The 24263-nt window shown below is 73.3% G+C and carries 21 protein-coding genes and 1 pseudogene; 10 read left to right on the top strand and 12 right to left on the bottom strand.

What is annotated here, in order from left to right; genetic code table 11:
* Positions 1 to 48 precede the first annotated feature (48 nt).
* Positions 49 to 378, bottom strand: a pseudogene (locus tag ACSNOK_RS00355) (MBL fold metallo-hydrolase); the annotation flags it as partial.
* 479 nt (positions 379 to 857) lie between these two features.
* Here ACSNOK_RS00355 and ACSNOK_RS00350 point away from each other — a divergent pair.
* On the top strand, positions 858 to 1085 hold the full coding sequence (locus tag ACSNOK_RS00350) for a helix-turn-helix domain-containing protein (protein ID WP_436778475.1): 228 nt from the start codon (positions 858 to 860) through the stop codon (positions 1083 to 1085).
* A gap of 104 nt (positions 1086 to 1189) precedes the next feature.
* On the opposite strand, the gene ACSNOK_RS00345 is transcribed toward ACSNOK_RS00350, so the two are convergent.
* Positions 1190 to 1549: a hypothetical protein gene (locus tag ACSNOK_RS00345; protein WP_436778474.1), complete on the bottom strand. Its 360-nt coding sequence runs from the start codon at positions 1547 to 1549 to the stop codon at positions 1190 to 1192.
* Positions 1550 to 1856: 307 nt separating this feature from the next.
* On the opposite strand from ACSNOK_RS00345, the gene ACSNOK_RS00340 reads away from it, so the two are divergent.
* From ACSNOK_RS00340 to ACSNOK_RS00325, 4 genes are all read left to right on the top strand, one after another.
* Positions 1857 to 2435 (top strand): TetR/AcrR family transcriptional regulator, encoded by a 579-nt coding sequence (locus ACSNOK_RS00340; protein ID WP_436778473.1) that lies wholly within the window; start codon positions 1857 to 1859, stop codon positions 2433 to 2435.
* 143 nt (positions 2436 to 2578) lie between these two features.
* The gene (locus tag ACSNOK_RS00335; protein WP_436778472.1) at positions 2579 to 3460 is read left to right on the top strand and encodes an alpha/beta fold hydrolase; all 882 of its coding nucleotides are present in this window, start codon (positions 2579 to 2581) and stop codon (positions 3458 to 3460) included.
* A gap of 63 nt (positions 3461 to 3523) precedes the next feature.
* Positions 3524 to 4192 (top strand): hypothetical protein, encoded by a 669-nt coding sequence (locus ACSNOK_RS00330; RefSeq protein ID WP_436778471.1) that lies wholly within the window; start codon positions 3524 to 3526, stop codon positions 4190 to 4192.
* A gap of 94 nt (positions 4193 to 4286) precedes the next feature.
* Positions 4287 to 4520 (top strand): hypothetical protein, encoded by a 234-nt coding sequence (locus ACSNOK_RS00325; protein WP_436778470.1) that lies wholly within the window; start codon positions 4287 to 4289, stop codon positions 4518 to 4520.
* Between the two features lie 169 nt (positions 4521 to 4689).
* On the opposite strand, the gene ACSNOK_RS00320 is transcribed toward ACSNOK_RS00325, so the two are convergent.
* The gene (locus ACSNOK_RS00320) at positions 4690 to 5169 is read right to left on the bottom strand and encodes a hypothetical protein (protein WP_436778469.1); all 480 of its coding nucleotides are present in this window, start codon (positions 5167 to 5169) and stop codon (positions 4690 to 4692) included.
* 283 nt (positions 5170 to 5452) lie between these two features.
* Here ACSNOK_RS00320 and ACSNOK_RS00315 point away from each other — a divergent pair, with 283 nt between their 5' ends.
* Entirely contained in the window at positions 5453 to 6400 is a 948-nt protein-coding gene (locus ACSNOK_RS00315) for an NADP-dependent oxidoreductase (RefSeq protein ID WP_436778468.1), read from the top strand.
* 187 nt (positions 6401 to 6587) lie between these two features.
* Here the strand turns inward: ACSNOK_RS00315 and ACSNOK_RS00310 are convergent, their stop codons facing one another.
* The 3 genes from ACSNOK_RS00310 to tdh all read right to left on the bottom strand — a co-directional run bounded on the left by ACSNOK_RS00310 (position 6588) and on the right by tdh (position 9845).
* Positions 6588 to 7511, bottom strand: coding sequence for a LysR substrate-binding domain-containing protein (locus ACSNOK_RS00310; protein WP_436778467.1), 924 nt, complete (start codon positions 7509 to 7511; stop codon positions 6588 to 6590).
* Positions 7512 to 7554: 43 nt separating this feature from the next.
* Positions 7555 to 8748, bottom strand: coding sequence for a glycine C-acetyltransferase (locus ACSNOK_RS00305; RefSeq protein WP_436778466.1), 1194 nt, complete (start codon positions 8746 to 8748; stop codon positions 7555 to 7557).
* A gap of 68 nt (positions 8749 to 8816) precedes the next feature.
* Positions 8817 to 9845 carry an L-threonine 3-dehydrogenase gene (tdh, locus tag ACSNOK_RS00300; protein ID WP_436778465.1) on the bottom strand — a complete coding sequence of 343 codons (1029 nt, stop codon included), beginning with the start codon at positions 9843 to 9845 and terminating at the stop codon, positions 8817 to 8819.
* A 387-nt stretch (positions 9846 to 10232) separates the two neighbouring features.
* On the opposite strand from tdh, the gene sph reads away from it, so the two are divergent.
* The 3 genes from sph to ACSNOK_RS00285 all read left to right on the top strand — a co-directional run bounded on the left by sph (position 10233) and on the right by ACSNOK_RS00285 (position 13821).
* Positions 10233 to 11255: a sphingomyelin phosphodiesterase gene (gene sph / locus ACSNOK_RS00295; RefSeq protein ID WP_436778464.1), complete on the top strand. Its 1023-nt coding sequence runs from the start codon at positions 10233 to 10235 to the stop codon at positions 11253 to 11255.
* A 117-nt stretch (positions 11256 to 11372) separates the two neighbouring features.
* Entirely contained in the window at positions 11373 to 12560 is a 1188-nt protein-coding gene (locus ACSNOK_RS00290; protein WP_436778463.1) for a saccharopine dehydrogenase family protein, read from the top strand.
* Between the two features lie 322 nt (positions 12561 to 12882).
* The gene (locus ACSNOK_RS00285; RefSeq protein ID WP_436778462.1) at positions 12883 to 13821 is read left to right on the top strand and encodes an SMP-30/gluconolactonase/LRE family protein; all 939 of its coding nucleotides are present in this window, start codon (positions 12883 to 12885) and stop codon (positions 13819 to 13821) included.
* A gap of 24 nt (positions 13822 to 13845) precedes the next feature.
* Here the strand turns inward: ACSNOK_RS00285 and ACSNOK_RS00280 are convergent, their stop codons facing one another.
* From ACSNOK_RS00280 to ACSNOK_RS00265, 4 genes are all read right to left on the bottom strand, one after another.
* A complete protein-coding gene (locus tag ACSNOK_RS00280) occupies positions 13846 to 15000 on the bottom strand; it encodes a nucleotide disphospho-sugar-binding domain-containing protein (protein ID WP_436778461.1) in 1155 nt (384 codons plus the stop codon).
* A 64-nt stretch (positions 15001 to 15064) separates the two neighbouring features.
* Entirely contained in the window at positions 15065 to 16279 is a 1215-nt protein-coding gene (locus ACSNOK_RS00275; protein ID WP_436778460.1) for an FAD-dependent oxidoreductase, read from the bottom strand.
* 46 nt (positions 16280 to 16325) lie between these two features.
* Positions 16326 to 17528: a cytochrome P450 gene (locus tag ACSNOK_RS00270; protein ID WP_436778459.1), complete on the bottom strand. Its 1203-nt coding sequence runs from the start codon at positions 17526 to 17528 to the stop codon at positions 16326 to 16328.
* Between the two features lie 608 nt (positions 17529 to 18136).
* Positions 18137 to 19162 carry a hypothetical protein gene (locus ACSNOK_RS00265; RefSeq protein ID WP_436778458.1) on the bottom strand — a complete coding sequence of 342 codons (1026 nt, stop codon included), beginning with the start codon at positions 19160 to 19162 and terminating at the stop codon, positions 18137 to 18139.
* A 365-nt stretch (positions 19163 to 19527) separates the two neighbouring features.
* Here ACSNOK_RS00265 and ACSNOK_RS00260 point away from each other — a divergent pair, with 365 nt between their 5' ends.
* Complete coding sequence (locus ACSNOK_RS00260) at positions 19528 to 21525, top strand: NAD(P)/FAD-dependent oxidoreductase (protein ID WP_436778457.1); 1998 nt, start codon at positions 19528 to 19530, stop codon at positions 21523 to 21525.
* 120 nt (positions 21526 to 21645) lie between these two features.
* Here ACSNOK_RS00260 and ACSNOK_RS00255 read toward each other — a convergent pair whose 3' ends face one another.
* Together ACSNOK_RS00255 and ACSNOK_RS00250 are read right to left on the bottom strand one after the other, a co-directional pair.
* The gene (locus ACSNOK_RS00255) at positions 21646 to 23019 is read right to left on the bottom strand and encodes a cytochrome P450 (protein WP_436778456.1); all 1374 of its coding nucleotides are present in this window, start codon (positions 23017 to 23019) and stop codon (positions 21646 to 21648) included.
* A gap of 392 nt (positions 23020 to 23411) precedes the next feature.
* Positions 23412 to 24245 (bottom strand): pentapeptide repeat-containing protein, encoded by an 834-nt coding sequence (locus ACSNOK_RS00250; protein ID WP_436778455.1) that lies wholly within the window; start codon positions 24243 to 24245, stop codon positions 23412 to 23414.
* Positions 24246 to 24263: the final 18 nt, after the last annotated feature.

Genomic DNA, 24263 nt, shown 5'->3' with positions numbered 1-24263 from the left:
CCGTGCCGGACCGTCCGGAGTCCGCGGCTCGTACGGCTAACCGGCCAACTAGCGTGGCGTGGTGTCATCGGCTTCGAACGGGCCGCCGTGGCCGGGCACGATCAGGTCCGCCGTGGCCAGTACCCGTAGCCGGGAGGCGCGCAGCACCTCGCGGTCGGGGGCCACCGGGTCGTCCGCCGGACCGTTCGCGTGCCACCACAGGTCACCGGCGAAGGCCACGAAGCCCGAGTCCGTGCCCGCCGGCAGAGTGATGTCCTCGGGGCTGTGGCCGGGGGTGCGGATCAGCCGCAGCGAGGGCGTGAGCGCGTGGCCTTCCGCGTCGCGGTTCGTCCAGTGGTCGCCCTGGTACTCGACCCGGTGGTCGTGCAGTGCCGCTCTCCATCGCCCACGGGCTGGACCGGCTCGCGGACGCGGATCTGCTCATCGCCCTGCCCGGGGCCGGATTCCGTACGCCGCCCGCTCCCGCCGTCCTCGACCTCCTGCGGGCCGCGCACGGGCGCGGGGCGCTGGTTACGGCCCACTGTGTCGGCACGTTCGCGCTCGCCGCCGCCGGGCCACCACACACTGGCGGTTCGCCGAACTCCTCGCCGGCCGCGACCCGGACGTCCTCATGGAACCCGACGCGCTCTACATCGACGAGGGGAGCGTGGTCACGGGCGCCGGGGCCGCCGCGGGCTTCGACCTCTGCCTCCACCTGCTGCGGCGCGAACACGGCGCCGCGCCGGCCAACTCCGTCGCCTGGGACATGGTGCTGCCCTCCCACCGCGACGGAGGGCAGGCCCAGTTCGTGGCCGCGCCGGTGCCCGAGGACGGGCAGGACGAGCGGCTCGCCGAAGTCCTCGGCGGCCCCGGCGCCCGTGACCACGCTCCTTCGCCCGCCGCTTCGCCGCCGCCACCCCCACGCCTGGGTACGGAACCTGCGACTCGGCAGAGGCGAGGAACTCCTGGAGACCACGGACCTGCCTGCCGAGGAGATCGCCCGCCGGGTCGGCTACGGCAGCGCCGCCGTGCTGCGCGAACAGTTCGTACGGCGCCGGGGCGTTCCGCCCCGCTCCTACCGCCGCGCCTTCACCGGTACGCCGTAGCGGACCGGGCGGGCAGCCGTCGCCTACCGGGCCGTCACCTCACGGAGGCCACTGATCGCGACCGGCGGCGGTGGCGGGCGTTCCGTCTCCCGCCTTCGGCTCGGCTAGGGCCCGCCGACCGCGCAGATGGCGTCGACCGAGACGATCGCGTCGGCGGTGCCGGTGTTCCTGCCGTCGACGTTCCAGCTTCTGTCGAGCGGATAGGACTGCCCGACCACGAATTGGGCCTCGCTTCCCCCTTGCGCGGTCCAGCCTCCGCCGGTCACGGTCCTGCCTGCGGGGCAGGTCACGTCCACGGTGCGGAACTGCCCCGGCGGAATGGTCGTCGTGGCGTGTACGTGGACGAATTCCGCCGCCTGACGGCGGGCCGCCTCGCGCGGTCGCCCGCCGCTGTCGTGCTGCGCCGCCACGGCGATGCCGGTGGTGGTGAGGGCAACCATGCTCAGTACGGCCACAAGTCGCATGCGCTTCATCTCGAGCCCCTGGGACGGTATGGCCGGGGGCCGGCCCGGCCATAAGCGGAGGTGGTCTCTCCACACGCTAGGGAGGCACGACGGATCGCCACAGGGCGTGAAGGGCGCACGAGCGGGGAGCGCGGGGAGACTCGTCGCCCACTCGGGCCGCCTACGAGGCGGCGTGCCCGGCGGCAACCATCCTGCGGGGGAGGGACGTTCCGGGGCGCCGTCGCTCCAAGCCGGCCGGTTCCGCGCCGTCGGCAGCTTTTCGCTTCCCTTTCTTGAGCGGGCGATCCAGATAAGTTACGGTGCCATCATGGCGAGGACGCGGGAGTTCGACACCGAGGCGGCGGTGAGCCGCGCGATGGAACTGTTCTGGACGCGCGGCTACGAGGCCACTTCGGTGCGGGACCTGACCAAGCATCTCGGGATCGGGCAGGGGTCCTTGTACGCGGCGTTCGGCGACAAGGACGGCCTGTACCGGGCCGCTTTGGAGTATTACCGCACCACCCTCGCGGCGGCCGCCTTGCGCCGGCTGGAGGAGGAGGCGGACGCCCGTGCGGCGATCCGCGCGCTGCTGGTCGAGCGGGTCCGGGTCGCCGTCGAGCAGGACGGCCGGGGCTGCCTGGCCGTCAACGCCGCCTGCGAGCGCTTGCCGGAGGATCCGTCGGTCAGGCGCATTGTGCGCGACATGCAGGACGCCGGCCGGGAAGCGCTCGCCGAGGTGCTGCGGGTCGCGGTCGAGCGGGGTGAGATCGCCGAGCGGCACGACCCGCACACCCTCGCCGCCTTCCTCGTCACTTTCCTCAACGGGTTGCTGGTCTCCTCGAAGATCACACCCGACGTCCGCGCCCTCGAACCGCTCGTGGAGATCGCGCTTTCCGCCGTCGGCTGACTTTTCGTGCCCGCAAACTGTAACGGGCGATCCATATAGCGGTCTGAGTCCGGGGGCGGGACGGGGGGCGGGGGCGTCGCGGAACGGCGCCGCCCCGTCGATCCGGAGCGCCACGCAGACCTCACAGATCGGAGAAACCGCAGATGATGTACGACCACGACGCGATACCCGTCCGCACCGGCCGGGCCACCGTCAACGGAACGAGCCTCCACTACCGGACGGCCGGGGCCGGTCCCGCGCTGGTGCTCCTCCACGGCGTGCCCAAAACCGGTTACCACTGGCGCCACCTCGTACCGAAACTGACGGCCCGTCACACCGTCGTCGTACCGGACCTCCGCGGTTTCGGTGACTCCGCCCGCCCCGCTGAGGGGTACGACTCCGCGACGATGAGCGACGACATCGCCGCGTTGATGCACCACCTCGGGCATGACCGGTACACCGTGGCCGGCGAGGACTGGGGTGCGGTGATCGGTTACCAGCTCGCCGCCCGCCACCGAGGCAGCGTCGAGTCCCTGATCTTCATCGAGGCCCTGCTCCCCGGATTCGGCTTCGAAGACCACGCCGCGCTCACCGTCGAGAACGTCTCACGTGGCAAGCACATGTGGCACCTGGGCTTCTACTTCCAGCCGGACGTCCCCGAGATGCTGATCGCCGGACACGAACGCGAGTTGATCACCTACATGATCAAGTCCGAGCGCAGCCGCCCCGACAGCGCCACTCCCGACGCGATCGACGAATACGTGCGCTGCTACTCCATGCCCGGCGGCATCCGCGCCATGCTCGCCGTCTACCGCGCGATGCTGGTCGACGCCGAGCAGAACAGGCGGGCCGCGCGGGAGCGACTCGACATCCCGGTCCTGGCCCTCGGCGGCTCGGCCTTCATCGGCGACCGCAATGAGTCGCAGATGCGCCTTGTGGCCCACGATGTCACCGGCCACGTCTTCGACGCCGGCCACGACCTCGCCGAGGAAGTGCCCGACGAGATGGCCGACGTGGTGCTGTCGTTCCTGGCTGCCCGCCGGTAGACCCACGTCGTGGGTGACGTGTCGTCAGCCCGCCGGAGCCTCGGATCATGAGGGGGGAAGCGCATGCTCGCGTGGTTCGGGAAGCGGTTACGAGGCGCGGCCGCGTCGCCCGTCGTGCTCGCCCTTTCCGTGGCGGCGGTCACCGGCTGTACATCGGACCGTGCGGCAGACACCCCACCGGCCACCGCGTCCGGTACAAGGGGGCCGACGGTTGCGCCGAGCCGGGGCGGGCCCGAGGCCACGCCTCCGGGCCCTCCGGTTCCGCCGGGTACGCCAGGTTCATCCGGCGCACCCGGCGCGTCGCCGGCATCCGGAAAGCCGCATTACGCGCCTGACTTCTGCAAGGAGAAGCTGATCGACGGCAGTGTGCATCAGGTGCTCCAAGTGAACGGCGGTGAAGTCCAGCCGAACGGCCTCCGCGTGGTCGGGGCGCGCGAGACGCAGCTCACGTGCGGACCCGATGTCGACAACGGAGGCTACTTCGAGGCACTAGAGCCTCTCGGGCCTTACTACGTCGCCGCCAACGCCACCGTCAGGTTGCTGGCCTCCGACCCGGCAACGCATCGGCTCGTCTTGAAATCCGCGGACTGGCGAACTCTTTTGGAGCTTCTCCGGGAGTGCCGGAAGGGGCAGGCGTCCGGACCGTACGTGTGCAGCCCGTTCTTCTACGTCACCATCGACGACGAGAAGGGCGGTGTGATCACCGATTTCACCGCCCTCTTCCAGTCCTGAGGCGCCGAGGGGTGAAGGCGGCGTCCAGAGGCCGGACGATCCGGGTTGAGTACGGTCGTCCGGTGGCGTGATCGGAGCGCGCCGGGAGGGGAGAGTGGCGGTGGATGTCGTCGCGGTCATGGAAGCGCTGGCGCGGCAGGGGGTAACGGTGCTGTTCAAAGCCGATGCCGAGCGCATGGCGGAGGGGCGCGGGCCGTGGACCTTCGTCGCCAGTGGGGCTCCGTTCGGCGAGGACGTCCTCGTGCGGACCGATGCCGCGCCGGTGGAGCGATGCCTCGCGGTGTGCCTGCCCCGCCTGCGCGAGCTGGGCTTGTCGATCCCCGAGTGAGAGCGTCACGGTGATTCTCCGGCGCTCTGTCTGCCGTCGGGCATCCCGGATCCGTCGTGGGGCGGCGGAGCCGGCGGCTCGGTGAGGTCTGCCGACCGGGCCGCCCGCCCCGCCCTTCACGTCGCCGGCGCCGACCCCGGCCAGTGCCGCGGTGTGGAGGCCGTACCGGTCACGGGTGCGCCTTGGGGCGCCACGTCCGGTCGCCGTCCTCCGCGGGCTCGGCGCGTTCGGCGGCGCCCGCTTCGGCCGTTTCCACGAATTCCCGGTGCCGCGCGTTGCCGTAGCGCGGGGCAGTCCAGCGGGCACCGTTGAATTCCTCGTGAGCGCTCCACCCGGCGGCGGCCTGGCACAAGTGCCGCCAGCCGAAGTAGATCTCCTGCGCGAGCTGTTGCTCCGGTACGGGGTACTCGTGCCGGTGCTCGACGTCACACCAGGCGATCACGTAATCCTGGAGTTGCAGGCCGTCCATGGCGACGAGGTGGGCGAAGCCGATCGCGGCCGCGTGCTCGTCGGTGCCCTCCGGATGGCGTTCGGCCACGTCCCGCAATCGTCGGCCGAGGAACTCCTTGAGCGCGACCACGTCCGCCTCGGTCAAGTCGTCGGTGTAGACGAGCGCCTCGCTGGGCGCGGTGCTGACGTCCCGCGTCATGATGGTCCCCTCCTTCGCCGGCGGCGCCGCCGCTCCGTCGTGGTCTCGCCGCGGCGCGAGCTGCTTGCCCCGCGCATCCTGCCACCGTCGACCGGGCTGTGCGGGGCGAACCGTGGCCAAAGCTCTGTCGGTGTCCGCGTCCGGCGCGGAGCGGCGGATCGTCAGCCGCCGGTCGGGGAGGGTGCAGAAGGCCGGCGAAGGCGCGTCCGGCATGAGCCCGACGGCCCAGGGGAGGACAATATCCAAAGCCGATACGTCATCGATCAACCGGCAAAGGTCTGAAATGAGCAAGAAGAGTATGCGCGCAATCACCCAGGACACCCTCGGTGGACCGGACGTCCTGCGGGTGAGCGAGGTCGAGAGGCCGGAGCCGGGGATCGGGGAGATCCTGGTCCGGGTCCGAGCGGCCGGTGTCAACCCCATCGACCTCAAGACCCGCGAAGCCGGCATGTTCCTCGGCGAGCCCCCGTTCGTCCTCGGCTGGGACGTGTCCGGGGTGGTGGAGGCGGTCGGCACCGGCGTGCGCCTCTTCGAGGTCGGCGACGAGGTGTACGGAATGCCGTCGTTCCCGGCGCAGGCGGGCGCCTACGCCGAATACGTGGCCGCCCCGGCCCGGCACTTCGCCCACAAGCCGGCGCGCCTCGACCACGTTCAGGCCGCCGCCCTGCCGCTCGCCGCCCTGACCGCCCGACAGGCCCTGACGGACGCGGGCCGGGTCGGCCGGGGCCGGCGGGTGCTGATCCACGCCGCGGCCGGGGGCGTCGGCCACTTCGCCGTCCAGATCGCGAAGGCGCACGGCGCCCACGTCATCGGCACCGCCCGTGCCGCCCGGCACGACGCACTCCGCGAGCTGGGTGCGGACGAACTGGTCGACTACACCCGGACGGACGTCAACGCCACCGTCCGGGACGTCGAATTCGTCCTCGACACCCTCGGCGGCCGGAACACGTCCGCCACCCTGGCCACCCTGCGGGACGGCGGCACGCTCGTCTCGCTGCCCGGGCCCGAGGCGGACGAGGTGGTGCCCGAAGCCGCCGAGCGCGGCATCAAGGCGGGCTTCATGCTCGTGGAGCCGGACCGCGCCGGGCTCCTGGCGATCACCGAGATGGTGGAGGCCGGTTCCCTCCGCCCGGTCGTGGAGAAGGAGCTTCCGCTGGAAGAGGCAGCCGAGGCCCACCGGCTGGCCGAGCGCGGCGGCAACCTCGGGAAGATCGTCCTCACCGTCGACTGAACCCGCGTCGGCGGAGCCCGCCGTTCCCCCGCCCACGGGGGACCGGCGGGCGGACATCACACGGCCGTGGGGGGGCGGAAGGCCGGCCGCCCGGACCCGTACCGGCCGCGCGCGACCGTCGGCACACCGGCCGGCCGCGCACGCCGCGCGCCACCCACCCCCGGCGCACACGCCTCCCGCTTCGATGTCAGGCTGCCGACAGCGAGCCCGCCACCTCGCCCAGCGCCTCCAGCACCGGGCGGACCAGCGGATGCCGCTCCGCGCCCCGGCGGACCGCCGCGAAGACGCGGCGGGTCGGGGTGACGCCCTCGACGGGGCGGACCGCCACGTTCTTGAGGGCCTCGACGTTCATGCCGGACAGCGCCGACCGCGGGACGAGGGCCACGCCCGCGCCGGCGCCGGCGAGAGCCGCGACCGCCCGGAAGTCGTCGGAGGAGTGGGCCAACCGCGGCTGGAAACCGGCCAGTTCGCAGGCGAGGACGGTCATGTCGTGGCAGGGGTTGCCGGGGTAGGGGGCGATCCAGTCGCTGTCGGCGAGCTCGTCCAGGCGGACGTGCGGCTCGCCGGCCAGCGGGTGGGAGGTGTGCAGCACCGCGTCGAACGGCTCGGCGTAGAGCGGGACGCGGACGAGCCGCAGGTCGTCCTCGCGCGGCGCGCCCCGGTACTCGACGGCCAGGGCGACGTCCGCCACCCCGTCCATGACCAGCGGCAGGCTCTCGTCGCCCTCGGCGTCGCGCACGCGGAGGCGGATGCCCGGGTGGCGCCCGGCGAGGAGGGTGATCACCGGGGCCAGGACCTCCGCGATGCCGGTGGCGAAGGCGGCGACGGTGAGTTCGCCGGCGGTGCCGTCCGCGTAGGCGGCCAGCTCGGCCTCGGCCCGTTCCAGCTGGGCCACCACCCGGTGGGCGTGGCCGAGCAGGATCTCACCCGCGGGAGTGAGCCGTACGCCCCGGCCGCTGCGGGTGAGCAGTACGTGGCCGGTCTCCTGCTCCAGGGCGGCCAGCTGCTGGGAGACGGCGGACGGGGTGAGGTACAGCGCCGCGGCCGCGGCGGTCACCGTACGGTGGTCCGCCACGGCCCGCAGGACGCGCAGTCGCCGGGGGTCGATCACCTGGCCATTTTGCCAGGGCCCGGCCGTACCCCCGGCCCGGCGGTCAGCCCTTGAGCGCCGCGCGCGCGTCGACGAACGCGGTGACGGCGCGCTCGACATCCTCCGTCGAGTGCGCGGCCGACAGCTGGACGCGGATCCGGGCCGCGCCCATCGGGACCACCGGGTACGAGAAGCCGATCACGTACACGCCGCGCTCCAGCAGGAGCTCGGCCATCCGGCCGGCCTGGGCCGCGTCGCCGATCATCACCGGGGCGATGGGGTGGTCGCCGGGCAGGATCTCGAAGCCCTCCTCGGTCATCCGCCGGCGGAACAGGGCCGTGTTGGCGTTCAGCCGCTCGCGCAGGTCGCCGGCGGACTCCAGCAGGTCCAGGACCTTGAGGGAGGCGGCGGCGATGACCGGGGCGAGGGAGTTCGAGAACAGGTACGGGCGCGAGCGCTGCCGCAGCAGGGCGACGATCTCGGCGCGCGCCGCGACGTAGCCGCCGGACGCGCCGCCCAGGGCCTTGCCGAGGGTGCCGGTGATGATGTCGACGCGGTCCATGATGCCGTGCAGCTCGGGCGTGCCGCGCCCGCCGGGGCCGACGAAGCCGACGGCGTGCGAGTCGTCGACCATGACCATGGCGTCGTAGCGGTCGGCCAGGTCGCAGATCTCGCGGAGCGGCGCGACGTAGCCGTCCATGGAGAACACGCCGTCCGTGACGATCAGGCGGCGGCGGGCGTCCTGGGTGTCCTGGAGCTGCTTCTCCAGGTCGGCCAGGTCGCGGTTGGCGTAGCGGTGGCGGCGGGCCTTGGAGAGGCGGATGCCGTCGATGATGCTGGCGTGGTTGAGGGCGTCGGAGATGACGGCGTCCTCGGGGCCGAGCAGGGTCTCGAAGACACCGCCGTTGGCGTCGAAGCAGGAGGAGTAGAGGATCGTGTCCTCTTGGCCGAGGAACGCCGACAGCCGCGCCTCCAGCTCCTTGTGGACGTCCTGCGTGCCGCAGATGAAGCGCACCGACGCCATGCCGTAGCCCCAGCGGTCGAGGGCGTCCTTGGCGGCGGCGACGACCTCGGGGTGGTCGGCGAGGCCGAGGTAGTTGTTGGCGCAGAAGTTGAGGACGTCGCCCGGGGCGCCGCCGGCGGTGACGCTGACGGAGGCGCTCTGCGGCGTGCCGATCACCCGCTCCGGCTTGAAGAGACCGGCTTCGCGGATCTCGTCGAGCGTGGCGCGGAGGTCGTCGCGGACGGAGTCGAACATCTGGGGGAAGCTCCTTGGGAGAGACGGGCGAGGCGGGCGGGACGGGGCGAGGCGGAAGGGGCCGGCGGTCAGGCGGTCCAGTCGAGGATGATCTTGCCACTGCGGGCGGTGGCGGCCTCGTCGAAGGCCGCGTCGAAGTCCCGGTACCCGTACCGGCCCGTGATCACCGGGCTGAGGTCGAGGCCGGCCTCCAGCAGCACGGTCATCGCGTACCAGGTCTCGAACATCTCCCGGCCGTAGATGCCCTTGATGGTGATCATCGAGGTGACGAGCTTCGCCCAGTCGACGGGGAACTCCTGCGCGGGCAGGCCCAGCATGGCGATCCGGCCGCCGTGCGTCATGTTGGCGATCATGTCCTGGAGCGCCTCGGGGCGGCCGGACATCTCCAGACCGACGTCGAAGCCCTCGCGCAGGCCCAGCGTGCGCTGCGCCTCGGCGATCGAGGATTCGGCCACGTTGCAGGCCAGGGTGGCGCCCACCTTGCGGGCCAGGTCCAGGCGCGGCTCGCTGACGTCGGTGATCACGACGTTGCGGGCGCCCGCGTGCTTGGCCACGGCCGCGGCCATGATGCCGATCGGTCCCGCGCCGGTGATCAGGACGTCCTCGCCGATCAGCGGGAAGGACAGCGCGGTGTGCACGGCGTTGCCGAACGGGTCGAAGATCGCGGCGATGTCCAGGTCGACCTCGGTCCGGTGCACCCAGACGTTGGAGGCCGGCAGTGCGACGTACTCGGCGAACGCGCCGTCCCGCCCGACCCCGAGGCCGACGGTGCTGCGGCAGAGGTGACGACGGCCGGCCAGGCAGTTGCGGCACTTGCCGCAGACCAGGTGGCCCTCACCGCTCACCAGGTCGCCGACGGCGATGTCCCGGACGTCCGCCCCGACCTCGGCCACCTCGCCGACGAACTCGTGCCCGAGCACCAGCGGCGTCTTGACGGCACCCTGGGCCCACCCGTCCCAGGAGCGGATGTGCAGGTCCGTCCCGCAGATGCCCGTACGCAGCACTCGGATCAGCACGTCGTCGGGGCCGGTCTCCGGCTCGGGGACGTCCATGAGCCACAGACCCGGCTCGGCCTTGTGCTTGACGAGTGCCTTCATGGGCGGTGGCTCCTAGGGGGTGGGGGCGGGCCGGCGTCGGGGTGACGGCCGAGGGGTGTTCTGCGTGCGCACCGATGGGTTCGCGCGCACCAATGTGCCGAGTGATGTCCTCGGCGTCCATCGAGGTTTTCTTAAGCGGGGCAACAGAAGAACTTCACGCCCGCTCGCGGCGGGGCGGGGCGGGCCACGGTCTCGGTCCGGAACGCCCCCGGGCCGTTCCGCCGGCGGAAGCCGCCGGTCACCTGCCGGCCGCCCGGACGTCATCCGAGGACGCTTCGCTGTGCCGCGACGGATCCGACGCCCCACGCGGATTCCGCGTTCCCGTACGCCGCTGCCGCGTACACCCCGCCCCCGCCGTTTTGTCGCCCCACCGTTCAGGAGACCCCCGTGCAGCTCCCCCGGCCCGCCCGCGCCGCGACCGCCCTCGCCGTCACCCTGCTGACCGCCGCCGCCCTGGCCCACCCGGCGGTCGCCGTGGGCCCGGCCGCAGCCGCTACGGAGCCGACCGTCCCGGCGGCGGCCGGCCGGGCCGTGCCCGCCCTGAAGATGCTCACCTACAACACCTTCCTCATGAGCACGAACCTCTACCCGAACTGGGGACAGCGACACCGGGCCGAGGCGATCCCCGCCGCCGGCTTCTTCTCCGGGCAGGACGTCGTCGTCCTCCAAGAGGCGTTCGACAACGACGCCTCGGACGCGCTCAAGGCCCGGGCCGCCGCCCGGTACCCGTACCAGACGCCCGTCGTCGGCCGGTCGAAGGCCGGCTGGGACGCCACGGGCGGGGCCTACTCCGCCCTCACCCCCGAGGACGGCGGGGTGACCGTGCTCAGCAAGTGGCCGATCGTCCGCAAGGAGCAGGTGATCTTCAAGGACGCGTGCGGCTCGGACAAGTGGTCCAACAAGGGCTTCGCGTACGTCGTCCTGGACGTCGGCGGCACCCGGGCGCACCTCGTCGGCACCCACACGCAGTCCACCGACGGCGGCTGCGCGGCGGGGGAGGCGGCGGCCGACCGCGCCCGGCAGTTCCGGCAGATCGACGCCTTCCTGGACGCCAAGCGCATCCCGGCCGACGAGCAGGTCATCGTCGCGGGCGACCTCAACGTCGACTCCCGCGGCGGCGAGTTCGCCTCCCTGCTCGCCGACGCGGACCTCGACCCGGCGGAGGCCCGCACCGGCCACCCGTACTCCTTCGACACCCGGGAGAACTCCGTCGCCGCCTACCGCTACCCGGACGACGCCCGCGAGGACCTGGACCACATCCTGCACCGCAAGGGCCACGCCCGGCCCGCCGGATGGACGAACGAGGTGGTCAAGGAGCGGTCCGCGCCCTGGACCGTGTCCAGCCTGGGCAAGGAGTACACCTACACCGACCTGTCCGACCACTACCCGGTCGTCGCCGGAGGCCGCTGACCGCCCGGTACGCGGGCGGGCAGGCGCTGTTGACGACGGCGCGGCGGCTCTGTGAGGGTGGCGGATCATGTGCGGGCGCGAACGGCCCCGGTGATCCGGCCCGGCGCAGGAGGTGCCATGAACAGACAGGACGGCCCCCGACGGCCTTACGACGTCGTCCTCTTCGGCGCGACCGGATTCGTCGGCGAGCTGACCGCCGCCCACCTCCTGGCCCATGCGCCACAGGGCTGCCGTCTGGCACTCGCCGGGCGGAGCCGGGCCAAACTGGAGCGGCTGGGGGAGCGCCTGGCCGGCGGTCCGGGACCCGCGCCCGCGCTGCTCACCGCCGCCGCCGACGACCCGGACGCGCTGCGCGAACTCGCCGAGTCCGCCCACGTCGTCGCCACCACCGTCGGCCCCTACCTCCACCACGGAGAGCCGCTGGTGGCCGCCTGCGCGGCGGCGGGCACCGACTACCTCGACCTCACCGGCGAAACGGAATTCGTCGACTCCATGTACGTGCGGTACGACGCCCGGGCCCGCGAGACCGGCGCGCGGCTCGTGCACAGCTGCGGCTTCGACTCGGTCCCGTACGACCTCGGTGTGTACTACACCGTCCGGCGGCTGCCGGAAGGGGTGCCGCTGCGCGTCGACGGCTTCGTCCAGGCCCGGGGCGCGATCTCCGGCGGCACCCTGGCCTCCGCCCTGACGATCGCGGGGCGCGGCCGGCAGGCGCTGGCCGCCGCGCGGGAACGCCGGCGGTACGAGCCGCGCCCCGCGGCCGGCCGCCGGGCCGAAGCGCCGCTGGGCGCGCCGAGGTTCAGCCGGGAGACGGGCACCTGGGCGCTGCCGATGCCCACCGTCGACCCCCAGGTCGTCCGGCGCTCGGCCGCCGCGCTGGAGCGGTACGGGCCCGACTTCCGCTACCGGCACTACGCGTCGGTGCGCACCCTCCCCGCGGCGCTCGCCGCCCCGGCCGGGGCCGCGGCCCTGCTCGCCGCCGCCCAAGTCCCCGCGCTGCGCACGTGGTTGTCCGGTCTGCATCCCGCCGGCCGGGGGCCGACGGCGGAGCGCCGGGCCCGGAGCTGGTTCCGCGTCCGGTTCGTCGGCGAGGGCGGCGGGCGGCGGGTGCTCACCGAGGTCGCGGGCGGCGATCCGGGATACGGCGAGACCGCCGTGATGTTCGCCGAGGCGGCGTTGAGCCTGGCCCACGACGAACTCCCCGCCACCGCAGGGCAGGTGACGACCGCCGTGGCGATGGGGGACGCCCTGACGGAGCGGCTCACCAGGGCGGGGATCCGCTTCCGCGTCGCGGCGGCGGACTGACCACGGTGTGACGGACGGCGAGCCGGCGTCGGCGGCGTACGCGGCCGGCCGGGCCCGTGCGTGGCCGTCCGCTCCCCGTCGTCGGCGAACCTCATCCGTCACCCGCGCGTGTCCGGGGCCCGCGGATGTCAGGTTCCCGCACACGATCGGCGCTCGCCGACGCCGGGCTCTCACGGTCGCCGGGTTCCGGCGGCGCGCACCCCCGACGACGCGGGTCACCCGAAGACGGCCGCGTCGACGCCGCGTCCCGCACCCCCACCCCCGCCCGGGTCGGAGCCACGCCGTACCCCACGAAGACCGACAGACCCGGAGGAAACGCAGCATGCGCAAGCGCTCGATCATGGTGGTGGCCGGCCTGGTGGCCGCCCTGACGACCGGCGGGGCCGGTGCCGCGACGGCCGGACCCCGCGCGTCCGTCGGCGCCGCCGCCCCGGCGTCCTGCGGGCAGCAGACCCGCGTGGAGGTGTTCCGCGAGGGCGGCGTCCCGCTGCTGGACTGGCGGGAGAACCTGGAGTTCGACGGCCGGGGCACCCTCTGGGTCTCGCACCTCACCAAGAACCGGGTCGAGGGCTACGCCCCCGACGGCACCTCGCGCGGCGGCTTCCCGCTCGCCGGACCCGGCGGCATCCGGCGCGGCCCGGACGGCATGATGTACGTCAACTACGGGGTCAGCCCGCTCACTCCGCGCGGCGGCGTCGCCCGGTTCGACCCGGCCGCCGCCGAGCCAAGACCGCGCACCGTCGTGGACGGGATATCCGGCGTCAACGGCCTGGCCGTCGACTCCGCCGGCAATCTCTACCTCAGCCGCGAACTGGCCCACGGCATCCTGAAGTTCCGCCCGGACGGCACCCGGGACGAGGCGTGGACGAAGGCCGCGGACGTCTTCGGGAGCAACGGCCTCGACATCGTCGGCGACCAGCTCTACGTCAGCGTCCTCACCGACCCCACGTCCCGGATCGTCCGCGTCCCCCTGCGCGACCCCGGCCGGTACACCACCGTCGCCCGGCTCAGCCCCAACCCGCTGCGCGGCAAGTTCCTCGACGACCTGACGCACTTCCGCGGCGACCTGGTGGTGGCCGGTTTCCGCAGCGGTGAGCTGATCCGCGTCGACCCGGCGACCGGCCGGTCCTGCGTCCTGGCGACGGGCCTGCGCATGCCCACCAGCGTCCGCGCCGCCCACGGCTTCGGCGGCCTCGACCCCGAGCACCACCTCTTCGTCGTCGAGGCGTCCGGCCGCATCGTCAAGGTGACCGTGGACTGACACCACACGGCCGTCGGCGGGCCGTCAGGCCCCGGCCACCAGCTCCTCCAGCCGGTCGACGACCTCCGCCGGGGCCGGCATGGACCGGATCTCCTCGCGCACCTCCGCCGCGGCCGCCCGCAGCCCCCCGTCCGCCAGCACCGACTCCAGCAGCTCCGGCCCGATCTCCTCCGTCCGCACGGCCCGGCCGACCCCGCGGTCCGCGACGAGCCGGGCGACGGCCGGCCGGCCCAGCCCCTTGAGGACCGGCATGATCTGCGGCAGCCCGTGGGCCATCGCGCCGAGCGCCGTGCCCGGACCGGCATGGTGGACGACCGCGGAACAGGTGGCCAGCAGCGCGCTGTACGGCACCCAGTCGAAGGCTTGTACGTTGTCCGGCAGCGGGTCGAACGGCTCCAGGTCGACGTGCGGCAGGACGACCACGAACTCGGCGTCCGTCTTCGCCGCCGTCGCCAGGATCCGCTCCATGACCAGCGCCGCCTCCCCAGGCACCGGCCCGCTGCCCAGCGACACCGCGACGCGCGGTGTCTCCGGCACCCGGTTGAGGAGGTCGAACAGCGGCTTCGGCAGCGGCCCGCCGCCGTTGAAGGGCACGTACCGCAGCGGCCACGCGCCCGGCTCCGTGGGCACGACGCTCGGAGGGGTGACGTCGATGACGGCCCGGTGCTCGGGGAGGCCCACGCCGTGCTCCTCGAACAGGTCGGCGTGCAGCTCGCGCATCAGCTCGGCGGACGGGTTGAGGAAGCCGAAGCCGTGCTGCACCGCGGGCACGCCCAGCTTGGCCGCCGCCACCATGCCCGGCGTCAGCAGCGGGGAGTGCACCACCACGTCCGGCCGCCACTCCTCGGCCGTGCGGATCACCGCGGCGACCATCTCCGGCTGGAGCCGCAGCGCCGCCGCGACCGCGCCGCCCACCACCTCCAGGTAGCCGGCGCCCTCCGCCTCCTGGAGCAGCTTGCCGGCCACCTCCGGGTGGCGCTGGGCCAGCAGGCCCACCATCTTGTCCAGGGACAGGCCGGGCGCGACGTCCACGGTGCGCGCGCCCGCCTCGCCCAGGGCCAGGCCCGGGCCGCAGGAGGCGACCAGGACCTCGTGGCCGGCCGTCTGGAGCGCCCAGGACAGCGCCACCAGGGGATAGGTGTGGCCGGTGCCGGGTGTGGTCGTGATCAGTACGCGCATTGCCGTGGGTTCTCCGTTCCGAAGGGGGTCGTGGGACGTGGTGTGGATGGGCCGGGGGCGTCGCTCAGCGCAGGGCCGGTGCCGGGTGTTCGGGGCGCAGGCCGATGGCCATCGCGCGGGCCGGGCCGCCCTGGAGCGGTGGCAGGCGTCGCAGCACCCGCAGCACCCTGGGCGTCGTGGACTTCCCCTGGCCGTTGATCCACGGTTCCAGGAACCCGGTCTGCAGGGCCCGCTGGATGCGCTGGGTGACCACCGTCGGCGGCATGCGGCGGCGCTGGACCCGTTCCAGGTGCGCGACTTCCAGCGTCCCGTCGCGCAGCGGCTCCGCCAGGACGTTCGCGGCGGCGACGGCGTCCTGGACGGCGAGGTTGATGCCGACGCCCATGATCGGCGACATGGTGTGGGCGGCGTCCCCGATGCACAGCAGCCCCGGCCGCCACCACCGCCGCAGCCGGTCGATCTGCACGTCGAGCACCTTGACGTCGTCCCAGGTGCGCACCTCGTGCACCCGGTCCGCCAGGAACGGCTTGAGCGTGGCCAGCGACTCGCGGAAGGCTTCGAGGCCCTCGGCGCGCAGTTGCTCGTAGCCGCCCTTGCGGACGGCGAGGGCGGCCTGCCAGTGGCCCTGCCGCTCGATGCGGACCAGCAGTTTGCCGTCGGCGGAGAGCCGTCCGACCATGCCGCCGGGGTCGTCGTCGCGCTTGGACAGCCGGAACCACAGGATGTCCATGCCCGAGCCGAACGCCCGGTGCCGGAGCCCGGCCGCCGCGCGGACCGCCGAGCGGCGGCCGTCGGCGGCGACCGTGAGATCGGCGTGGAGCTCCTGTTCCCGGCCCCGGGCGTCGCGGTAGCGGACGCCGGTGACCCGGTCGCCGGACCGGAGGATTCCGGTGACCTCGCTCTCGCGCAGCAGCCGGAAGTTGGGGAACCGGTCGGCCTCCTCCACGAGGAAGTCGAGGAAGTCCCACTGCGGGAGGAAGGTGATGTACGGGAACTCGCCCGGCAGCCTGCGGAAGTCGGCCAGTGTGAAGGGCCCGTCGTCGGTGACGACCTGGAGGCGGTGGATGCGGTGGTGGGGGAGCTTCCGGAAGCGTTCCCCCAGGCCGAGTTCGCCCATGAGGCGGTGGGTGGAGGCGTGCACCGTGTCGCCCCGGAAATCACGCAGGAAGTCGGCGTGCTTCTCCAGGACCACGGTCTCCACGCCGGCCCTGGCGAGCAGCATGCCGAGCATCATTCCGGCGGGTCCCGCGCCGGCGATGGCACACGTCGTACGACTCATCCCTTGCCCTTCCTCGGTCGGTTGTGTCCTGCCGTCGTGCCCCGGGTCACCAGGTGACGGGCAGTGCCTCCGGCGCCCGCGCGATCAGCCCCGGTTTCCAGGGGACCTCCTCCGGCGGCACGGCCAGCCGGAGGGTGGGGAAGCGGGTGGTGATTCCCTCCAGGGCCACCTTGAGCTCGGCCCGGGCGAGGCTGGCGCCGAGGCAGTAGTGCTGCCCGTGGCCGAACCCCAGGTGCGGGTTGTTCTCCCGGTCGAAGCGGATGGTCTCCGGGTCCTCGAAGACCCGCTCGTCGCGGTCCCCGGCGGCGCGCTGGAAGATGACGGTGTCGCCCTTGCGGATCGGCACCCCGCCGATCTCCACGTCCTCGGTGGCGCGGCGCGGGAAACTGCCCACCGACCGCAGCGGGATGACGCGCAGCATCTCCTCGATGGCGGGGTCCAGCAGCGAACGGTCCGCGCAGAGCCGCTCGTAGAGCTCGCGCTGGGCGAGCAGCAGGAAGGAGACGTTGGAGATCATGCTGAGGGACGTCTCGTGGCCGGCCATGAGGATGCCGATACCGGTGCGCACGGCCTCGACCTCGGACAGCCGGCCGTCGTCCAGCGCCTCTATGAGCACGGATATGAGGTCGTCGGAGCGGCTGTCCCGGCGTTGCTTGATCAGCCGGCGGAGGAAGTTCTCCAGGCCGTCGCGGGCCTCGTCGATCTCCTCCTTGGTGTGCGCGGAGGTGGCCACGAAGACGTCGGAGTACCTGCGGAACTGCGCCCGGTCCTCGTACGGGACGCCGAAGAGCTCGACGATCATCCGGACGGGGAGCGGGATGGCCAGCCGCTGTACCAGGTCGCCGGGCGGGCCGGCCTCTTCCATGGCGTCCAGCTCGCTGGTGACGAGGTCGCGCATGCGGTCGGCGAGTTGCGAGACGATGCGCGGGCGGAACGCGTGCGCGACGACCTTGCGGATCCGGCCGTGGTCGGGCGGGTCCATGCTGAGCAGGTTGCCCGGCCGCAGCGGCAGGGGCGTCACCCGCGCGGTGTCGGGGGCCGTCGCCGCGAACGAGCTGAAGCGGGTGTCGGCGAGGAACTGCTTGATCTCGTGATAACCGGTGACGAGCCAGGCGTCACCGCCGTAGGGCATCCGCACCCGGGAGACCGGCTCGTTGCGGCACAGTTCCAAATAGCGGGGGTGCAGGTCGAGGCGGACCACGGGGCCGAAAGGGTAGGCCTGTGGCCCGGACGTGTCTGTGGCAGACATGGATGCCACCTTCTGCGAGTCGTCCGGCGCACGGAGGATCCGTCGCACGGTGATGGAGCACCGGGCGGTCCCCGCCGGGCCCCTGGGGCCCGCGAGGTCCGACGTCGCCCTGTGGAGGTCCCGGCGACCGGTGTCAGAGAACGGAAGACAACTGGGCGTAGCTGAAAGCGAAGAGGTCCGAAGACGACGGGACGAGGCCGAAGGGGACGGGTGCGCGGAACTCTTCGTGGGCGGAGCCGATCGTGACGGCGGTGGTGCCAGGGCATCCACCGGCCCGATCCGGCGAGGGGAATCCTCCCACAACGGCCGCTCGGGGAAGGTGTGTTCGACGCCGCGCCGGACCTGCCGGCCCGGCGGGTACCGCCCCCGGACACGCCGGACGCCCGCGTGACCGGACGGCGGTGAGGACGTCCGGTCACGCGGGCGCGTGGGGTTGCGGGGCGGGCGCCGGGCGGCGCCCTCGGTGGGCGGAGAGGCGGGGGGAGAGAGACGTCGGGCTGCGCCGGAGCGGCGACCGGGGGCAGGGGGCGACCGAGGTGATCGCGGTGCCAGTGACGTCAGGAGTGCGGAAGGCGCACGGGGCAGCCGGTCGCGGGATCGGCGCCCGGTCAGGCCCTCGGCCGGGACCCTCCGGCCGGCTCGGCCTGCTCCGGCTCCGCGGCCTGGGCCTCCCGTTCCACCTGCTCGGCGAAGCGGGCCCACACATCGGCGCACTCCCGCGCCAGCCGGGTCACCCCGTCAGCGCAGTGCGGCGGAATGGTGGCGGCGAGCTTCGCCCACACCGTGGCGTCCAGGTCGTGCACGGCGAAACCGCGCAGCAGGAAGCGGCCGGACCGGGAGAGCCGCAGCGCCGGGTCCTTGCGGAGCCGGTCCAGGCGTTCACGCGCGTCGCGCAGGGACGGCGCGTCGGCGATCCGGGTCTCCGGCCGCGGCTCGGCCCGCGGCTCCCGGGCCCGTTCGGCGGCGGCCCCGGAGCCCTGCGGCACCGGGTCCATGCCGAGCAGCAGGCGTTTCTTCACGTCGTGCGCCGTGCCGAGCGAGATCCCGGCGAGCCGGGCGATCTCGCGCAGACTCGCGTCCGGGCGCTGCCGGATCACCTCGACCGCCCGCAGCCGGCCGTTGGCGACGCTCGCCACGTCCGCGCGGCGCCGCTTGCCGTCCAGCCCGATCCGCGTGTTCAAGTGGGCAACGTCGACGCTTGAACGACGCACCCGCGAGACGGTCCGGGGCGACAGGGCCGTGACGGATGCGACGTAGCGGTCCGACAGCGCGGGACTCTCCCGGAGGATCCGGGCGGCGGCCGCGAGCCGGTCGTCATGGGTGAGCGGCTTGCCGTGCGAGATGTTCAGACTCACCGCGGTGGCGAACACGTTCCGCTCCGGCATGTCCAGCAGATAGGCGCTGATCGTGCGGTCGCCCCGGGCCCGGGCGGCGGCGAGCCGGTGCATCCCGTCGATCACCCGCCCGGTCGGCCGGTGGACGACGATCGGCGGAAGCTCCTCGTCGAGCGCGACGAGTGTGTCGATGTACGCCCCGTCCAGGCCGGCGGTGCGTGGCGAGTCGGCGGACAGTAAGGAGTGCACCGGGACGTCGGCGCGCGTCGTCGCGCTCAGGACCGGTGTCAGAAAAGGCATGGAGCCGCCATCGTCACTCATCAGATCCCCCGCGTTCCCCCGCATGACTGATGGTGCTGCGCCTTTACGCTAACCACGCGCTTCCGATCCAGGCAAGAGGTTGACGGAGGGTGCAGGCGACCGCGGGCGGAAGATCGAATTCCCTTGTCCTGCGGATGAGTTGGAAGAGGAACCGGCAGACGGGGATCCAATCCCCGCCGAGGCTTCCCGCCGGTGAACGCGTGGGGACGAAGGTACGCTGCCGTCGCCCCGGGGGGGCGGAAACGGAAGGACGTCCCCACCGGCGGATCCCGACGTTCCTGCCCGGCGGCCTCGTTCAGGGTCGTGCACACGCATGGACGGGGCCGCCGACGCCGCGTACGGTCATGGCGTCGATTCCGAGCCAGGCGCGGTACGGGGCGGTGCGCGGCCCGTTCGGCGATCGACGTCCCCGAGGCCCCGGCCCGGCGCGCGCCCTGCCGCGCGCCCCGTCGTACGGCACATCCGGGCGTGCGGCCCCCACCGGGCCCCGAGCCGCCTCCTCCGTCAACCGGCACCGTCCGGTCCTCGAACCTCGCGGCACCCACCTGTTCAGCGAACGAAAGGTCAGCACCGTGCGGGAGTACTACGACGTCGTGATCATGGGTGGCGGGCCGGCCGGCTCCACCCTCGGTGCCCTGCTCGCCCAGCGCAGCGACCTGCGGACGGCCATCTTCGACAAGGAGGTGTTCCCCCGCGAGCACATCGGCGAGTCGTTCGCCCACCCCGTGGTCCCGGCGCTCCAGGAGAGCGGGGCCCTGGGCAAGGTTCTCGCCAGCCCGTGCTGGGTGAAGAAGTACGGCGGCGTCTACGCCTGGGACCCGGACCGGCCGAGCGTCGCCCTCTTCGACCGGGCGCTGTTCGAGCAGGACGGCGTACTGCGCTGGACGATGCACGTCAACCGGGCCGAGTTCGACCACATCCTGCTGGACCACGCCGCCGACGTCGGCGTGGAGGTCTTCCAGGGCACCGCCGTCACGGCCTACGAACCCGACGCGAACGGCGGGGTGGTCCGCCTCGCCGACGGAACCTCGGTCCGCGCCGGGTACTTCGTCGACGCCTCGGGGCGCCAGAGCAGCGTCTCCGCCGCGCGCAACAAGCGCGGCTGGCTCTCGAACTTCAAGAACATCGCCATCTGGCAGCACTTCACCGGCGGCAAGCACACGCAGAACCTGCCCGCCGACTGGAACGTCTTCACCTCGGACAACTTCTCGCCCATCGGCTGCTTCGCCTTCCGCGACGGCTGGTGCTGGTACATCCCCGTCCCGAAGATCATCGACGGCCGGCGCGTCCTCACCCACTCGGTCGGCATCGTCACCAACCCGGCCGTCCTCAAGGAGCCCGGGCGCGACTACACCGACCAGGCGACGTTCCTCGCCGCCGTCCGCGAGGTCCCGTACCTCAAGGACCTGGTCACCGATGTGACGCCGATCGCCGATCACATGATCACCGCCACCAACTACTCGCGCGTCGCCGAGGAGTTCGGCGACTACGACGAGCGGCACCTGCTCGTGGGCGACGCGGCGTTCTTCGTCGATCCCCTCTTCTCCTCGGGTGTCGCCGTCGCCCTCACCCAGTCGCAGGCCGCCGCGCTGCTGCTGATCAAGACCACCGACGGCAGCCTGGAGGAGGCCGACCGGCGGCAGCTCTGGCGCGACTACAACGACAAGTGGCACGGCACCGCCGAGACCTTCGCCCTGATGATCGACCAGTGGTACCACGCCATCGCCAAGAACAACCCGGACAGCGTGTACTGGAACACCCGGGGCACCGGCGCCGACCTCGGCATCCGCGAGCAGACCTTCGACGCCCTGCTCAACACGGCGTTCCAGCCCGCCCTGCTGGACGTCATGACGCACAACAGCCGCCGGGTCGAGGACCTGGACGCGGCGGGCCCCTACCTGTCCGCCACCGCCCTGGCCGAGCCGAAGGACCTCACGCCCGACGCCGTCCTCACCCTGGCCCCCACCACGGCCCTGCGCGACAGCGTCACCATGCCGGTACCGGGCTTCAAGGCCACCAACCCGCCCGCCAACGTGCAGCTCCCGCCCGCCGTCCTGGCCGGCATGGCGGAGTACTGGAAGAACCCCCTGACCAACCACGCCTCGGCACCGGCGCCGCTGCGCGACACCGTGCCCTGCAAGCGGATCCACTCCACCGAGGACCCGCACGGCCCGTCCATCGACGCCGACGTCCGCCGGGACGGCGTGGACGAACTGTGGGGCCTGCTGAGCACCGGGCCGGTGAAGTACGGCGAGATCGCGGGCCGTCTCACGCCCGCCCAGATCCGTCTCGTCAAGCGCATGTGCGTGGGCGGTTTCCTGCACATCACACCGGCCGCCTGAGGGCGCGGCTCCGCGCGGGGCCGCGCCCTCCCGGCCACCGCCTCCGTGATCAGGGTGTTCCGTTCGGCCGCGGCGGCCGGGGACACCCGCCCGCGCCGAACGACCGTCAGCCGCGCGGGCTCAGCCGCCGCGCTTGCGGGCCGCCGTGGTCATCGGCAGCCGGTGCGGGCTCAGGACGAGGCGGGGAGCCGGGCGGACCCGGCGGCCGCCCGCCGGGCGCAGGTCCCAGTCGGCGACGACGGTCGCCAGCGCCAGGGCGGCCTCGGTGAGGGCGAAGACGTCGCCGATGCACTTGCGGGGACCGCTGCCGAACGGCAGGAACGCCGTGCGCGGCGGAGCGGGGGCGCCCGGCGCGGCGATCCAGCGGTCCGGGTCGAAGCGGTCGGGGTCGGGGAACAGGTCCGGCCGCCGATGGAGCAGGTAGGCGCTGTAGACCACGGTCGTGCCCGCGGGGAAGGTGTGCCCGCCGAGGCTGGTGTCGTCGGTGGTGGTGCGGGTGAGGATCCAGGCCGGCGGGTACAGCCGCAGCGCCTCGTTGACCACCGCCGCGGTGAGCCGCAGGTCCGGCAGGTGGGCGAGGGTGGCGGCGGGCGCGGTGCCCAGCACCGCGTCCACCTCCGCGCGCAGCCGGCGGGCCACCTCGGGATGGCCGCCCAGCAGGTGCAGGGCCCAGGCCAGGGCGCTGCCGCTGGTCTCGGTGCCGGCGGCGAAGAAGGTGACGAGCTGGTCGGCGACCTCGGACTCGGACAGCGCCCGGCCGTCCGCCCCGTCCCGGCCGGCGGCCAGCAGCAGGGACAGCAGGTCGCCGTCACCACCCGCGGCGCCGCCGGCGGTAGCGGCCCCGAGGCGGTCGGCGATGAGCCGGCCGATCGCGCCGCGGAGCCGGGAACGCGCCCGGTCGTAGCGGCGGTTGCCGGGCGTCGGCAGCCGGTCGGCCGCCGGCGGCACGAGCGCGCGCCGCGGGATGCCCGCCACGACGGTGGTGAAATCGTCGAGGAGCGGCGCGAGGCGCGCGTCGTCCGCCTCCGCGCCGAACATCGCCGCGACGGTGATCCGCGCGCTGAGCGCGAGCATCTCGTCGGCGGCGTCGACCGTGCCGCCGTCGCGCCACGCCCCGGTCGTGACCCGTACTTGACGGACCATCACCTCGGCGTACGCCGCCATCCGCGTGGAGTGGAACGCCGGCTGCACCAGCCGCCGTTGGTCGCGGTGGTCGCGGTGGGGGCAGCTGGCCAGCCCGTTCCCGGTCACCTCCCGGATCCGTTCGTAGAGAGGACCGCCCTTGTCGAAGGTCCGGTCGTCCCGCAGGACCCGGCGGGTCAGCTCGGGATCGCAGACCACCACCGCCCGGACGGGACCGAGCCGGACCCCGACCAGATCGCCGCGGCCGGGCAGGGCCTCCAGGAAGGCGAGGGGATCGCGGAGGAGGGGCAGGGCGTGGCCGAGGAGCGGCAACGCCCCCGGGGCGACACCGTAGGTGCAGCGAGCGTTCACGAGCGCTCCGAGGTTCGTACCGACGGGTGGCGGCGGCCCGGCGCGCGGACGCGGCGGCCGGGAGCCACCGTTCGGGCACGGGCTGAATTCCGCGTTCCGGGCCGCCGAGGTTCCCCGTGCCCCTGCTGGGTCACCACAATCCCCGGCAATCGGGGAGCACAGGGGTGAAAGGCGGGCGAACTCCGGCGAAGGGCTCCCCTCCACGCGCCTCGGTGCGGACGGTGAACGGCGCTCACGGAGACGGGCGGCGCACGGCCGCTCCCACGCGCCGCGCCGGGGCCGCTCCACCGCCGGCGAGATCCCGCCGCCTTGCCGCTCCCCGCGCGGCGACCGGAACCGCCGCTCCCGGTACGGCGGCCTGCCTGCCTGCCGCTTCCTGCTGTGCGGCCGGCCTACCGGTCCCAGTGCCCCGGCCGGTCCAGCCCCTCCGGCAGCCTGGTCCGCGCGTCGCCCCGGGCCGCGTTCACCTGGAGCTGGGTGAGGAAGAAGGCACCGGTCAGATCCGCCCCCGCCAGGTTCGCGTCACGCAGGTCGGCGCCGATGAGGTCCGCTTCGCGGAGGTCGGCGCCCGACAGGTCGGCCGCGATCAGGTACGCGCCGCGGAGGTCGGCCGCCCGGAGGTCCGCGCCGCGCAGGCGGGCGCCCATCAGATCGGCGCCCCGGCGGTTCTTCCGCTTGCCCCCGTCCCGGCCGCGGACCAGCTCGCTCGCGCGCAGCAGCAGGACGTTCACCTCCTGCCGGAGGGCGGGCACGTCCAGCGCGAGGAGCGCGTCGGCCTCCGCCCGGGTCAGCGCCTCGACCTTGCCGAGCAGCCGGCGGACGTCACGGTGGACCGGACGGGCCTTCGGCAGGGCCAGCACCTCCGCCAGGTATCGCAGCAGCTCGTGCAACTGCCGCATCACCGGGAACACGTCGAACATCGCCTTGGCCGTCTCCGGCGCCTCCCGCCAACTGGTGCCGCCGAAGGTGACCTGCGAGACCTTCTGGCCGGCGCCGAAGCAGTCGTACGCCGTGCACCCCGAGAAACCTTTCTCCCGGAGCGTGGTGTGCGTACCGCAACGGAAGTCCTCCCGCAGGTTGGGGCAGGGCTTCCCGGCGTCCTTGCTGATCGCGAAGTCGGCCGACACCGCGAACGGCAGGGCCACGCAGCAGAGCGCGAAACAGCTGCCGCAGTCGGCCCGCAGGCCGAGGGAGTCGGTGTCGGGGACGTCGCGTATGTCGGGCACGGTGTGTGGAGTTCCTCC

The sequence above is a fragment of the Streptomyces sp. URMC 126 genome (assembly GCF_051386555.1).
Taxonomy (GTDB): Bacteria; Actinomycetota; Actinomycetes; order Streptomycetales; family Streptomycetaceae; genus Streptomyces.
The sequence above is the reverse complement of the archived record's forward strand: the minus strand, read 5'-3'. Positions and strand labels throughout refer to the sequence as shown.

Bases quoted from the DNA above. Each gene is read 5' to 3' on its own strand.
- ACSNOK_RS00345 (WP_436778474.1), bottom strand. From the start codon at position 1,549: ATGCGACTTGTGGCCGTACTGAGCATGGTTGCCCTCACCACCACCGGC.
- ACSNOK_RS00340 (WP_436778473.1), top strand. From the start codon at position 1,857: ATGGCGAGGACGCGGGAGTTCGACACCGAGGCGGCGGTGAGCCGCGCG.
- ACSNOK_RS00335 (WP_436778472.1), top strand. From the start codon at position 2,579: ATGATGTACGACCACGACGCGATACCCGTCCGCACCGGCCGGGCCACC.
- ACSNOK_RS00330 (WP_436778471.1), top strand. From the start codon at position 3,524: ATGCTCGCGTGGTTCGGGAAGCGGTTACGAGGCGCGGCCGCGTCGCCC.
- ACSNOK_RS00320 (WP_436778469.1), bottom strand. From the start codon at position 5,169: ATGACGCGGGACGTCAGCACCGCGCCCAGCGAGGCGCTCGTCTACACC.
- ACSNOK_RS00315 (WP_436778468.1), top strand. From the start codon at position 5,453: ATGAGCAAGAAGAGTATGCGCGCAATCACCCAGGACACCCTCGGTGGA.
- ACSNOK_RS00305 (WP_436778466.1), bottom strand. From the start codon at position 8,748: ATGTTCGACTCCGTCCGCGACGACCTCCGCGCCACGCTCGACGAGATC.
- tdh (WP_436778465.1), bottom strand. From the start codon at position 9,845: ATGAAGGCACTCGTCAAGCACAAGGCCGAGCCGGGTCTGTGGCTCATG.
- ACSNOK_RS00290 (WP_436778463.1), top strand. From the start codon at position 11,373: ATGAACAGACAGGACGGCCCCCGACGGCCTTACGACGTCGTCCTCTTC.
- ACSNOK_RS00285 (WP_436778462.1), top strand. From the start codon at position 12,883: ATGCGCAAGCGCTCGATCATGGTGGTGGCCGGCCTGGTGGCCGCCCTG.
- ACSNOK_RS00280 (WP_436778461.1), bottom strand. From the start codon at position 15,000: ATGCGCGTACTGATCACGACCACACCCGGCACCGGCCACACCTATCCC.
- ACSNOK_RS00275 (WP_436778460.1), bottom strand. From the start codon at position 16,279: ATGAGTCGTACGACGTGTGCCATCGCCGGCGCGGGACCCGCCGGAATG.
- ACSNOK_RS00270 (WP_436778459.1), bottom strand. From the start codon at position 17,528: ATGTCTGCCACAGACACGTCCGGGCCACAGGCCTACCCTTTCGGCCCC.
- ACSNOK_RS00265 (WP_436778458.1), bottom strand. From the start codon at position 19,162: ATGCCTTTTCTGACACCGGTCCTGAGCGCGACGACGCGCGCCGACGTC.
- ACSNOK_RS00260 (WP_436778457.1), top strand. From the start codon at position 19,528: ATGGCGTCGATTCCGAGCCAGGCGCGGTACGGGGCGGTGCGCGGCCCG.